10 protein-coding genes and 1 pseudogene are annotated in these 12,423 nt (G+C 69.2%); 4 read left to right on the top strand and 7 right to left on the bottom strand.

Features of this window, described 5'->3' with window-relative positions:
* Nucleotides 1-139: 139 nt before the first annotated feature.
* Entirely contained in the window at nt 140-883 is a 744-nt protein-coding gene (locus tag Pph01_RS30785; RefSeq protein ID WP_204076680.1) for a dienelactone hydrolase family protein, read from the top strand.
* Nucleotides 884-949: 66 nt separating this feature from the next.
* Here the strand turns inward: Pph01_RS30785 and Pph01_RS30780 are convergent, their stop codons facing one another.
* The 3 genes from Pph01_RS30780 to Pph01_RS30765 form a co-directional block, all read right to left on the bottom strand.
* On the bottom strand, nt 950-2,467 hold the full coding sequence (locus Pph01_RS30780; RefSeq protein ID WP_204076679.1) for a GMC family oxidoreductase: 1,518 nt from the start codon (nt 2,465-2,467) through the stop codon (nt 950-952).
* Nucleotides 2,468-2,504: 37 nt separating this feature from the next.
* The gene (locus Pph01_RS30770; protein WP_275412889.1) at nt 2,505-4,229 is read right to left on the bottom strand and encodes a non-oxidative hydroxyarylic acid decarboxylases subunit C; all 1,725 of its coding nucleotides are present in this window, start codon (nt 4,227-4,229) and stop codon (nt 2,505-2,507) included.
* Nucleotides 4,230-4,303: 74 nt separating this feature from the next.
* A complete protein-coding gene (locus tag Pph01_RS30765) occupies nt 4,304-4,894 on the bottom strand; it encodes a non-oxidative hydroxyarylic acid decarboxylases subunit B (protein WP_204076678.1) in 591 nt (196 codons plus the stop codon).
* A gap of 198 nt (nt 4,895-5,092) precedes the next feature.
* On the opposite strand from Pph01_RS30765, the gene Pph01_RS30760 reads away from it, so the two are divergent.
* Complete coding sequence (locus Pph01_RS30760; protein WP_204076677.1) at nt 5,093-5,977, top strand: helix-turn-helix transcriptional regulator; 885 nt, start codon at nt 5,093-5,095, stop codon at nt 5,975-5,977.
* 139 nt (nt 5,978-6,116) lie between these two features.
* Here Pph01_RS30760 and Pph01_RS30755 read toward each other — a convergent pair whose 3' ends face one another.
* The 4 genes from Pph01_RS30755 to Pph01_RS30740 form a co-directional block, all read right to left on the bottom strand.
* Nucleotides 6,117-6,539, bottom strand: a complete 423-nt coding sequence (locus Pph01_RS30755; RefSeq protein WP_204076676.1) for a hypothetical protein — start codon at nt 6,537-6,539, stop codon at nt 6,117-6,119.
* 219 nt (nt 6,540-6,758) lie between these two features.
* Complete coding sequence (locus Pph01_RS30750; protein ID WP_204076675.1) at nt 6,759-9,467, bottom strand: helix-turn-helix transcriptional regulator; 2,709 nt, start codon at nt 9,465-9,467, stop codon at nt 6,759-6,761.
* Nucleotides 9,468-9,532: 65 nt separating this feature from the next.
* Entirely contained in the window at nt 9,533-10,462 is a 930-nt protein-coding gene (gene sigJ, locus Pph01_RS30745; RefSeq protein ID WP_204076674.1) for an RNA polymerase sigma factor SigJ, read from the bottom strand.
* A 256-nt stretch (nt 10,463-10,718) separates the two neighbouring features.
* The gene (locus Pph01_RS30740) at nt 10,719-10,874 is read right to left on the bottom strand and encodes a hypothetical protein (protein ID WP_204076673.1); all 156 of its coding nucleotides are present in this window, start codon (nt 10,872-10,874) and stop codon (nt 10,719-10,721) included.
* Between the two features lie 426 nt (nt 10,875-11,300).
* On the opposite strand from Pph01_RS30740, the gene Pph01_RS30735 reads away from it, so the two are divergent.
* Both Pph01_RS30735 and Pph01_RS43760 read left to right on the top strand, forming a co-directional pair.
* Nucleotides 11,301-11,537, top strand: coding sequence for a DUF6289 family protein (locus tag Pph01_RS30735; RefSeq protein WP_204076672.1), 237 nt, complete (start codon nt 11,301-11,303; stop codon nt 11,535-11,537).
* A 452-nt stretch (nt 11,538-11,989) separates the two neighbouring features.
* A pseudogene (locus Pph01_RS43760) lies at nt 11,990-12,298 on the top strand (transposase family protein); the annotation flags it as partial.
* Between the last annotated feature and the right edge of the window lie 125 nt (nt 12,299-12,423).

Genomic DNA, 12,423 nt, shown 5'->3' with positions numbered 1-12,423 from the left:
TTGTGCTAACTTCGGCGAAGCCGTTTGCCGCTGCGAACTGAGGAGGTGAGACCGATCAACGTTGTGACAGGTCGGGCCTCCCTCCCCCGCGTGGCTTAGGGAGTGCCCGCAGAAGGCATCCCGAAAGGCTTGGAACGCAATGCGCTTCACCTCCCGGACGTCGTACGACGGCGTCACCGAACAGCTCTTCACCCTCTCCTTCACCTTCGGCGAGATCCCCGGTGTGTTGTGGACGCCGGACGGTGCCGCCGGGACCCGTCCCCTGATCCTGATGGGACACGGCGGCGGCCGGCACAAGCAGGCACCCGACGGCGTCGCGCGCGCCCTGCGTTTGTCGGCCGAGTGCGGCTTCGCGGTGGTGGCCGTCGATGCGCCCGGTCATGGCGACCGGCCGAGAAGTGAGGAACAACACCGGATCATCGCCGAGATGCGGACCCGCGCGCAGACCGGAGGAGAACTGACTCCGCTGGTCACCGCTCTCCACACGCTTCTCGCCGGCCAGGCCGTCCCGGAATGGCGGGCGGTCGTGGACGCGGTCCAGGAACTCGACCACGTCGGCCCCGGTCCGGTGGGTTACTGGGGCATGTCGATGGGCTGCGGGCTCGGCGTCCCGTTCATCGCCGCCGAGCCCCGCGTCCGCGCGGCGGTGCTGGGTCTGAACGGGGCGGAGACCTCGGCCGAGGCCGCCGCACAGATCACCGTCCCGCTGGAGTTCCTGGTGCAGTGGGACGACGAGATGGTCCCCCGGGCGGCGAGTCTGGCGCTGTTCGACGCCTTCGCCTCAACCGAGAAGACGCTGCACGCCAACCCGGGCAGGCACGGGGAGATCCCGGCGTTCGAGCTGGACAGCACGCTGCGGTTCTTCACCCGGCACCTGGGCTGAGACCCCTGTCGTCCGCGACGCGCTGATCGGGTTCCGCGCCCGACCAGCGCGTCCGGCATCGGCTCCCTACTCCCCCTGCGGTGGGCCCGCGATGAGTTCGGCCGCGCGCTCGGCGATGGCGTAGACCGTCGCGTTGGTGTTGGCCGACGGAACGGAGGGGATCACCGAGGCGTCGGCCACCCGAAGCCCGCTGATGCCGCGCACCCGAAGGTCGCGATCGACGACGGCCATGCCGTCGTCCCCGATCCGGCAGGTGCCCACCGGATGGAAGTAGGAGGCCAGGGTGGCGCGGGCGTAGTCGCGCAGGCCAGGCTCGTCGAACGTGTCGGGTCCCGGCATCACCTCCTGGTCGCGCCAGTGGTCCAGGGCGCTCGCGCGGCCGATCTGACGGGCCATTCGCAACCCCCTGACCACTGCGGCCAGGTCCCGGTCGTCGCCGTAGTAGGCCGGGTCCAGCACCGGAGGAGTGCCCGGCTCCGGACCGCCCAGGCGTACGGTGCCGCGGCTGCGGGGGCGCATGAGTCCGACCCCGATCGTGTAACCCTGCTCGTCGGGCTCGGGTATGTGACCCGGGCCGTCGATGAAGAGGATCTGCAGGTCGGGCTCGTCCAGAGAGGGATCACTGCGAACCAGGCCGAAGACCTCGGCGTGGTTGTGCGTGCCGGGCGGGACCGGCCGTGCCGCCCGGTACACCACGGTGGTCATGGGGTGATCATGCAGGTTCTCTCCCACTCCTGGGAGGTCCACAACGACGTCGATGCCTGATTCGCGCAGGTGGGCGGACGGGCCGACGCCGGACTGCAGAAGCAGCTGCGCCGACCCGATCGTGCCGGCGGCCAGCACGACCTCCCCGGAGCAGGAGGCGGTGGCCCGCTGCCCGTCGGCGCTGTAGTCGACTCCGGTGCAGCGGCCGCCGGCGATCCGCAGCCGGTGGACCAGCGCGCCGGGCACCACCCGCAGGTTCGGCCGGTCCAGGGCCGGTGCCAGATAGGCGTCGGCGGCGCTCTGCCGCAGGCCGCCGACGATGTTGAGATCGACGGGCCCGAACCCCTCCTCGAGCCCGCCGCCGACGTCGGACGCCCGGGGATGGCCGGCCTCCAGGGCCGCCTCCAGGCAGGCGGCCAGCACCGGATTGACCGGATCGGCGGGCGCGACGGTCAACGGCCCGCCGACGCCGCGCAGCGCCGGGTCCCGGCCCGGTGCGTTCTCCGAGCGTTTGAAGTGGGGCAGCAGGTCGTCGAAGCTCCACCCCTCCAACTGCCAGGCGTCGTAGCTGGAACGATGCCCGCGGGCGAAGATCATGCCGTTGATCGAGGACGACCCGCCGAGCCCTCGTCCGCGCGGCAGGAGAGTGGACGTGCCGGTGGCGGCCTGTTCGATCGTGACGTCGCCCCAGCAGGCCGGGCTCCGCAGCAGCGTCGGCCAGGCGGGCGGCCTGGACATGGCCTCCAGCGGCCGCCCGTCGCCGGCCTCGAGCAGGAGCACGCGTGTGTCGTCGCGCTCCGACAGGCGGGCGGCGAGCACGCATCCGGCGGTGCCGCCGCCGACCACGATGAAGTCATGGCCGTGCGTCGCAGATCTCATGGTGTCCCCCCGAATCCATGATCGATTTATGGCCGGCTCACTCGACGGCGGTTCGCAGCGGTGGGATGACCGGCATCTCGGTGGCGTCGCGGATGTCCTCGAGCGTCATCCGGAACTCCTCCGGATAGGCGTCGCGCCGGATCCGCCGAGCGGGTTCGCTGGTGCGCCACATGTAGAGGCACTGCTCGCATCGCAGAACGTCCCAGGCGCCGGTGACCGGCGAGGTGAAGACCCTCTCGACGGTCTCGTACGCGCAGCGCGGGCAGATCGAGTCGTGGCTCGGAGCGGCGTCTCCCGCATGGTGCGGTGTATGACGCTCCCTGTCTGGGGAGGCCGCGGCGCGGCCGCCGGCCAGCTGCTGCAGTTTGACGAGCCACTCGCTCGTCTCGGGCAGGTCGCGCACCTGAGTGCCGTGGCTGCCGCGGGTGTCCGGTGCCACGGGTGTGGTGGCATCGATGATCAACTTGTCGATGACGCCGGGCGTGCGGGCAGCGGGATCCAGCGCCACGACGGACAGGTTCGGCACGGTGACCAGGTCGTCCGCCGGGTTCATCTTGGTCGACAGGGCCCACATCACCTGGGGCAGATCGAACGGATTGACGTCCTCATCCACCACGATCACCGTGGCGGCGTAGCCGAGGCCGTGCGGGGTGGTCAGAACGCGCATGCCGACGGCCTTGGCGAACCCGCCGTACCGCTTTCTCGTGGACACGATGACGACCAGTCCGTGGGTGTACATCGCGTTCACTGCCTGAACCTCGGGGAAGTCGGCCTTGAGCTGGGTGTACATCGGCACGCACGTGTTGGCGGCCATCAGGTAGTCGATCTCGGTCCACGGCATGCCGAGGTAGAGGTGCTCGAAGACGGGGTTCGTGCGGTACGAGATCCTGTCGATGCGGATGACGGGCATTCTGCGCCCGCCGGAGTAGTGCCCGGTGAACTCGCCGAAGGGTCCTTCTATCTCGCGCCTGCGTCCCTCGACGACGCCCTCGATGATCACTTCTGATCCCCACGGCACGGGCAGTCCGGTGAGCGGGGCCATGCTGATCGGAGCGGCCGCTCCGCGCAGTGCGCCGGCCAGGCCGTACTCGTTCTCGTCGTACCTCATGGGGGTGGAGGCGACGATGGAGATGACCGGGTCGTTGCCGATCGCGATGGCGACGGGGAGGTCCTCGCCCCTCTCCTCCGCCCTGCGCAGGTGCTCGGCGATGTCGTGCACGGGCACCGGCTGTATGGCCAGGGCCGCCTTGCCGGTGACCTCGATCCGGTAGATGCCGACGTTCTGCTTGCCGCTGTTGTCCGGGTCATCGGGATCCTTCGAGACGACCGCCGCCTTGTCGATGTAGAAGCCGCCGTCGCCTTCGTTCAGCCGCACCAGTGGGAGGACCGAGAAGATGTCGACGTCGTCGCCTTCCATGGTGTTCTCGGCCCACGGCGGGTCGTCCCGCATATCGGGCTCGACGGGGAAGTCGGCCCAGCGCCTGGTGAACTCCTCGATCTGTTCTCTGGTGCCGGTCTCCTTGGGCAGGCCCAGCGCGAGCGCGTGGTTGGCCCACGAGCCGTGGACGTTCATCGCGATCTTCGCGCCGGTGAAGCCGGCGACGTTGTCGAAGTAGAGGGCGGGGGCCGCGTCACCGAGGCGCGGTACGGCGTTCGCCGCGGCGGCGACGTCCGGCTCCGGCATCACCTCCTGACTGATCCGGAGGAGTTGCCCTTCCTTGTCGAGAGTGTCGAGAAAGCTCCGCAGGTCGTCGTAGGCCATGAGTCGTTCCTTTCACAGGTCGCACGATCGGGTGCGCGGGAGTGCGGGCCGGGGAGCGGTCGCCGGAGTGCCGGTCAGGTGGCGGAGCGCAGGCCGCGGGCGGCGCGCATGCCCTCCCATCGCCGGGCGCGGGGTGCGGGCAGGTCGAACTGGTCGAGGACCCGTGCCGTGATGTGGTCGACGATGTCGTCCACCGATCGAGGGTGGTTGTAGAAGGCCGGCATGGGCGGCATCAGCTGTGCCCCCCGGCGGCTGAGCGCGAGCATGTTCTCCAGGTGGATCTCGCTCAGCGGGGTCTCACGCGGGACGAGCACGAGCTTGCGCCGCTCCTTGATGACCACGTCGGCGGCGCGGGCGATCAGCCCGTCGGCGTATCCGGCGCGGATCGCGGCCAGGGTCTTCATCGAGCACGGTGCGATCACCATGCCGGCGGTCCTGAACGAGCCCGAGGAGATCGGCGCGCCCTGGTCCTCGGGCTGGTAGACGACATCGGCGAGCGCGCCGACCTCGGCGACCGTGAGACCGGTCTCCAGCTCGATCGTGGTCCGCGCCCAGCGGCTGAGCACCAGGTGGACCTCCACCTCCGGCAGGTCGGCCAGGTTCTCCAGCAGCCGGATGCCGAACACCGCACCCGTCGCGCCCGTCATGCCCACGATCAGTCGCACGATGATCAACCCTCTCGATTCGCCCGGCGAGATGGACGCCGAATGGACGAGCTGTTTCGGACGCCGCACGGTCGGGTTCGGACACCGAATCCTCGTGTGGCCCGCGGTCATCGGCGCTTCATGCGGCTCTGACCAGCTCTGTTGCACTCAACGCTAGACGGGTGCGGAGGCCCCGAGAGGGTACGCTGGGGACATACCATGGACAGAAACGGACACGTCGTCGTCACGGACGTCCCGTACAGGGCTTCGGTGGGAGCTCCGCCGGGCGTGGAGGTGTTCGACTTCCCCGGCCTGCTCGCCCGCGCCCGCGGTCACGACGTCGACATGTACTCGCCCAAGCGGCTGGCCTTCCACGAGATCATCACCGTGCGATCGGGCACCCTGCGCTACTGCGCGGACTTCACCGAGCATGTGCTGACCGAAGGCGCCTGGATGTGGCTTCGTCCTGGTCAGATCCAGCAGTTCCGCTCCGACCTCACCGCGGCCGAAGGTTCCGTCGTCCTCTTCGAGCGCAGTTTCCTGAGCCCCGGTGCCGTGGAGCTCGCACGCGTCGACGCCTCCTGGCGGGAGCCGCTGATCTCTGAGGACACGGACCAGACCGTACGCGCTGTCCTCGACCTGCTGGAGAGCGAGTGTCGCGGCCCGGCCGGTCCGTCGCTCGAGGCGCACGTGGAGGTGCTGCGGCATCTGCTTGCCGTACTGGTCCTGCGGCTGGCACGGGCACAAGGCGGCCTGGACGACGACGGGGCGGGCGTGACGGAGGCGTTCCGCCGCTTCCAGGGCGCGGTGGATCGGGACTTCGCCCGGACCCGCCGTGTGGAGGACTTCGCGAGGGACCTGGGATACAGCGTCCGCACCCTCACCCGCGCGACACGAGCAGCCGCCGGCGTCGGCGCCAAACGTTTCATCGACGACCGAGTCCTGCTCGAGGCCAAGCGTCAGCTCGTGCACACCGACCTGGCGGTCACGGCCGTCGGCGAGCAGCTCGGCTTCCCCGAGCCCACGGTCTTCACCAAGTTCTTCCGGCAGCGAGCCGGTGAGACCCCGGCCGCCTTCCGCGCTCGCGCCAGGGGCAGCGCGTGAGCGGGGTGACTCGACGCTCCAGCCGTCCACGTCGAGTGGTCACGGCCTGAAGGCCCCGCGCCCGACTGGCGCGAGGCCTTCACCTGTCACTGACGGCTATCCCCGAGAACGCCGGGGAGGCCGGCACCCGGTCACCGCGTCAGCCGCAGTGGGACCACTGGCTCGTCCAGGAGACGCCGGGGTCGACGTCCCACTGACCGCCCCACTTGACGCACTTGCCGGGCGCGACCGCACGCACGGGACCGGCGTAGTACTTGAAGTCGCCGGAGTCCACCTTGGTGGTGGAACCCTCCACCTGCAGGGTGGCCTTCAGGAACACCTCAGCGAGGGTGGAGTACTCGAACGTGGTCACGCAGTTGGAGCTGCCGTTGTAGTCGAGCCAGATCGTGGCGACCTTGATCCCGCTCGAGGTGTACAGGTCGTGGTGGTCGATGTTGTAGTAGCCGGAGCCGCACACCGACTCGTGGTTGTACGGGTTGGACGCGGCCTGGGCGGGTGCGGAGACGGCGAGCGCGCATGCCGCCGCGCCGGCCACCGCCAGCGTCTTAACAAGCTTGTTCATCGCGATTCCCCTTATTCGGACGGGACGGTCGTGCTCCATGGGCACGTTATAAGCGTGTGATCTTCGGCCGAATCCGAAAGATTGCTCAACTCGCCCAGAAGGGCACCCGGTCGTGCGCTCCAGGTCTGTGACGGGCCCAATCGTCCGCCACTCCCAGGCCGGCCCCTTTCGGAGACCTGAGTCAGATGACTTACACGCCACAGTGGCGAAGGGACGGTGTCATAGGTCGAGGTTGAGGGCGGCGAGCTCGGTACGGGTGGTGATGCCGAGCTTGGGGAAGGCCCGGTACAGATGCTGGGCCACCGTACGCGGGCTGATGAACAGCTGCGTTCCGATGTCGCGGTTGGTGGCGCCGGTCGCGGCGAGCCGTACGATCTGGAACTCCTGGGGTGTCAACCGGTCGATCAGGCCGGGCTCGGGTGAGCGGGTGGCGGACCGATCACCGGTGGCCCGCAACTCACCCTGCGCGCGGCTCGCCCAGAGCGTCGCGCCGGACCGTTGGAAGATCTCCACTGCGGCCCGGAGCCGGCTCCTCGCCTCGGTCTTGCGGTGTTCCCTTCGGAGCCACGTCCCATAGGCGAACAGGGTGCGCGCTCGGTCGAACGGCCGGTCCTGGCACTCCCCCTGCCGCAGGGCCGTGACGAAGTGGTGTTCGGCCTCCCGCGCCGGGCTGACCAAGGCGCGGCAGCGGGCGATGATGGACGGAGCGCACGGGTCGAGAAGCTTCCCGATGTCGGCGTCGAGTTCACCGATCAGGCGGGCGGCGATGCCGGGCTCCCCCGCCCGGACCGCGGCCTCGATGTGGTCGGCGGTGGCCCGGACCCTGGCGCTGCTGTGCGGCCAGCCCTGCCACCGGTTCTCCATGCGGCTCAGCGCGGACTCGTAGCGGCCGTTGCCGAGATCGAGCAGTGCCAGCGCCCAGGTCGCGTCCGCCGCGCTCGGCGGGGCTCCGTGATCGTCCGCATAGCGGATCGCCTCATCGGCGAACGCACGACAGCGCTGGTCGTCTCCGTCCAGCGCCGCCAGCCACGCGAGCAGGCCACGCAGATAGGTCGCGACCGATCCCTGATCCGTGTCGGCCGCGATCATGAGGCCCTGTTCCGCCGACTCGGCCGCGGCCCGGCAGCGGCCGAGCAAGGTCTGAGCGCAGGACTGGTGGAAGAGGGCGTTGGCGAGATGCCCGATGAGGCCGTCTGCCCGGGTTTGGGCGACCATGGCCGTGGATATCTCCAGCGCCTCTGAAGCACGCCCGGCGAAGTTGAGCGCCCGCGCCGTCCAGGACTGCTCCCAGACCGAGGTGGGGCGGAGTGCCTCGAACGTGGCGTGGTCGGCTGCCTCACCCGCGATGAGCTGGTACAATCCGCGTGCCTGGCGCATGTACGGCTGGAAGCCATGGTTCGCCGGAAGATCGAGCGAGTTCAGCATCGTCACCGCTTGGCCCGCCAGCGGGAGGTCCACACCGTGCCCGGCGTAGTAGGTCGCCAGCACCAGCATCTCGGCGGCGTCCTCCGGAGCCTCGACGGGGACCTTGGCGGCTCCGTCGATCATCAGTCTCGCGGCGGCCCTCGGGTTGCCGCGCTCGAACTCCAGCCGCCCGCGGGCACCCGCCAGCCGTGCGAGGACGGCGGGCTCGTCGGTCAACCGGGCGGCGGCGTCGCACAGCTCCCCGGCGCGGACGAACTGCCCCGCCTCGATCGCCGCCATGGCGGCGGCCGACAGCCGCCGGCTCCGCGCCGGCCCGTCCTCGCTGAGTTGAGCCGACCGCTCATAGGCCGCGACGGCCACAGCCTGGCCGTCTCGCTGCAGGGAGCTCTCCGCCGTGCGTTCCAGGGCGGCGGCCGCATGCTCGTCCGGCCCGAACGCCGCGGCGGCCAGATGCCAGGCCCATCGGTGCGGGTCGCTCGTCTCCACGGTCATGGCGAGGGCCTGGTGCACGACCTGCCGCTGGGTGAACAGAGCCCCCTGGTAGGCCGCGGTCCGCACCAGCGGATGGCGGAACCGCACCGAGCCGGCGGTGACGACGACGAGCCCGGCCCGCTCGGCTTCGGCGAGGGTGGTCCTCGGCACGCCGAGGAGGTCGGCCACCCGCATGACCGTGCCCAGGTCACCGGTGCCCTCCGCCGCGATGATCACGAGCAGCTTGCGGGCCGCGTCCTCAAGCCGGTCGATCTGCCCGGTGAAAGCGCGCCGCAGGCATTCGGTGATCGGCAGAGGATCGGTGCCCGACGGCTCCTCGTCATCGACCGTCTTGGGCAACTCACGCAATGCGAGCGGATTGCCTCTCGCCGCGGCCAGCACCCGGTTCCGGAGCCGCGCCGGCAACTCCGGCGCCTCCCTCGCGAGCAGGGCCGTCGCCGCTTCTCGTGGCAGCGCGGCGAGCCGCATGACCGGCAGGGTCGCGAAGGACGATGCGTGGTCGGATGGGCCGCCCTGTTCCCTGACGGCCACGATCAGGCCGATCGGGTCATGCTCGAGGCGTCGTCCCACGAAGTGCAGAGCGGCGGCGGACGCGGTGTCGACCCAGTGGCCGTCATCGACCAGACACAACAGGGGCCGTTCCGCGGCCAGGTCGGACAGCAGCGTGAGGGTGGCGAGCCCGACCAGAAGCCGATCCGCGCCGGCGGCGGGTTCCATCCCGAAAGCGGCACGGAGCGCGGACGCCTGGAGCGCGGGGAGCACCTCGATCCGGTCGAGGACCGGGCGCAACAGAAGGTGAAGGGCGGAGTAGGGCAACTCGGCCTCGCCTTCGACGCCGGCCACCCGCAGCACGCGCATTTCCTGCCCGGCTCGGCCCATCGCGTGGTCCATGAGCGCCGACTTGCCGATTCCGGGCTCACCCACGACTACCAGCGCGCGGCCGGTACTCGCCCGCACCCCGTCGACCAAGCGATCGACGACTTCCAGCTCCGGGTCTCTTCCCAGTAACACTTTCGTGATCTTACGTCGCGGCACCCGCGGGCGGCAGGCGGATCCCGGTCTGCCGGCCGCCCGCTCTAGTGCTGTTGCTCCGCCGTCCAGGGACGGAGCTTCTCGGGGTTGCGTACGGCCCAGATGTGCTTGATCCGGTCGCCGACGATGTCGAACGCCATCACGACCACGGTGACGCCGTCTCGCTGAGCCACCAGGCCGGGCTGACCGTTGACCGTACGCTCCAGGATCGTCAGGTCGGGTACCCAGCCGGCGAGCTCGATGGCGTAGCGCGCGACCTTCTCGCCGCCCTCGATCGGGCGGAACACGGCGCTGACCAGGCCGCCGCCGTCGGCGATCCCCGTGGCGTCGGGGTCGAGGAGGCCGATGAGGGCCTCGATGTCCCTGGCCTCCCACGCCTCCTTGAAGTCCCTGACGATGCCGGCGCGCTGGGCTGTCGCGGTCGCGGGGGCCTGCTGCGCGCGTACGCGGCGGCGGGCCGACGAGGCCAACTGGCGGCACGCGGCCGGCGTACGGCCGACGATCTCGGCCACCTCGGGGAAGGAGTAGCGGAACACGTCGTGAAGGATGAACGCGACGCGCTCGGCCGGGGTCATCGATTCGAGCACGACGAGGAAGGCCATGCTGACCGACTCGTCGAGAGTGACCCGGTCGGCCGGGTCGACCGCGGCGCCGCCCAACTCCGTGGGTTCGGGCAGCGGCTCCGGGATCCATTCGCCCACGTAGCGCTCGCGCCGGGCCCGCGCCGAACCGAGCACGTCGAGGCAGATACGACTGGCGACCCTCGTCAGCCAGCCTCCGGGGGATTCGATGGCCTCCTGCTGCTGCCGGGACATGGCGTACCAGCGGGCGTACGTCTCCTGCACGACATCCTCCGCCTCGGCCAGGGAGCCGAGGAGGCGGTACGCGAGATTGATCAGCTGACGCCGCTCGCTCATGATCGCGCTCAGGCTCGGATCGGCCTGGTCGTCTCCTGGCTCGGATCGAGTGGTCATGCTGACTCCCTTTGCCGCAGTTGCCCTCACCCGGTTCGACGACACACCGCACCTGATTGTGAGGCCGCGTCGCCTCCCACTTCTCAGCGGTCGTGTCGTCGGACCACCGAGAAGCCTTCCAGCAGCCCGCCTCCCAGCCGTCAAGGAGTCACCCCTTACAACTCGCGATCACCCTGCAGACGTTTGACAGCGCTCCTGAACGAAGGAAGCCCCGGCACCGCCTGGCTCCAGGGCTTCCTCGCGTGCATACGCACACCTACCGGTGACCCCACGCCCCGGCCACCCCCGTCAGCGCCGCCGCGATCGTCTCGACCGACTCCCGCAGGCCACCCGTCAGGCCGTCCTCCTTGCTTGACGGCATCCACCGGGCATTGGTCTCACCGTGCTTCGGCCCGCCGTTGAACGTGCTCACCTCGTAGGTGCGTCCTTCCTTGTCAGCGAGGAGGAGGATGCGGATCTCGAACCTGTCCGGCAGCTTCTCGTCCGAATACTAGAAAAATGTCGACATGGCATCTCTGCTCCAGTTGGTCGACGAGTGCTTGGTGAATCGGAAACATAAAATCGGTTTAGGGTGGGCCGGAATCGTCCACGCGATAAAGGTGGAAGGACATAAGTGCCGAGCGTGACAACAGGCAAACGCTTTGGTGTGAACGATTGACGCTTGGGCGGGTGCACATTTCGGCGAGCGGGGCGAATGCATTAGGCATTCTACAGAACGCACGAATATGAGTGAGTATTGCGTTTCATGTGAACGTGACGGATCATTTCGATCATGGGTTGGGCCGCCGCCCGACGGGTGGCGGAACCCACGCCGTTCCGTGCTCAGGAAGGACCTTGCATGATCCGTCGCGCCCTCGTCGCCGCGGCCCTGGCCACAACCGCCCTCGTCGCCCTCCCTGCCGGTCCCGCCCAAGCCAGGGCCTGCCCCCTCGGCTACGCCTGCAAGAGTACGTACTACTCCGATAACTCCTACACCCAAGTGGTCGGTGTCTTCGGGGGTACGTGCGACGGCAGCGCGTACAACTGGGGCGTGAAAACCGTCTACCAGGACTACGTTGAAACCCCCTGCGAGTGATCGAACGCCTGCCTAGGTTCTAGTGATCTTTGCAACACCTGATTTGTTCAGGAGTTGCAGTGTTCGAGATCCGGCCGGTTCGGTCTCCGTAGGGCCGCAAGAAGCTACTTGCTGAGCGCACGGCATATTTGGATCCTGTGTCTCAGGGAGTGGGTACTGCGGAGGCCGGCCGGATCGTCGGGATCAACCGGCGGACAGGTCACCGATGGCGGCACGGTCAGAGTCTCCACGAAATCAGGCGCGCTTCATATCGGAGACGTGCTCCAGGCTTTGGAGATCGGACGGCGGCCGGCAGCGTCCGCCCAGGTAAGAGGCACCAAGGACCCAGGGTCCCGGCATAGTGGCGTGATGGCTTGTTTATGACCGGGTGTCTGGTTCGCTCACCGGGATGCGGCGCAGGCACGGTTCCAAGATCATGTGGGTGTCGAATCCAGTGATCGCTGCGGAAGACCGTGCCTGCCTTGTCATCATCCTCGATCAGCGCCGCCCTGGAAGAGCTTTCACGTTTGCCGGCCAGTGACCGCGCGCTGCTGTCGGGCCAGTGCCCAGGCCTGGCGGAGTACCTGGCATGGGTGCCGGATCCGCGGAATCGGCGCGGCGTGCGGCACAGCCTGACGTCGTTGTTAATGGCGGCCGGGGCGACGTCGTTCACCGCGGTCGGCGAGTGGGTCGCGGATGCGCCGCCGCAGGTCCTGGCCGCTCTGGGCGTCCGCCGCGATCCGCTGACCCGGCGGTTCGTGCCGCCGGATGAGGCTACCATCCGCCGCGTGCTGGAAGCCGTGGACGCTGACCGGCTGGATGCCGCCGTCGAGTCCTGGCTGGATGCGCGGCTGCACGCCGCCGGCCAGGCAGCAGGACACGGACGGCGCCGCCGGCGGGCGGTCGC

This window comes from Planotetraspora phitsanulokensis (assembly GCF_016863295.1).
GTDB classification, from domain to species: domain Bacteria; phylum Actinomycetota; class Actinomycetes; order Streptosporangiales; family Streptosporangiaceae; genus Planotetraspora; species Planotetraspora phitsanulokensis.
This window is presented reverse-complemented; position numbering and strand designations above follow the sequence as displayed.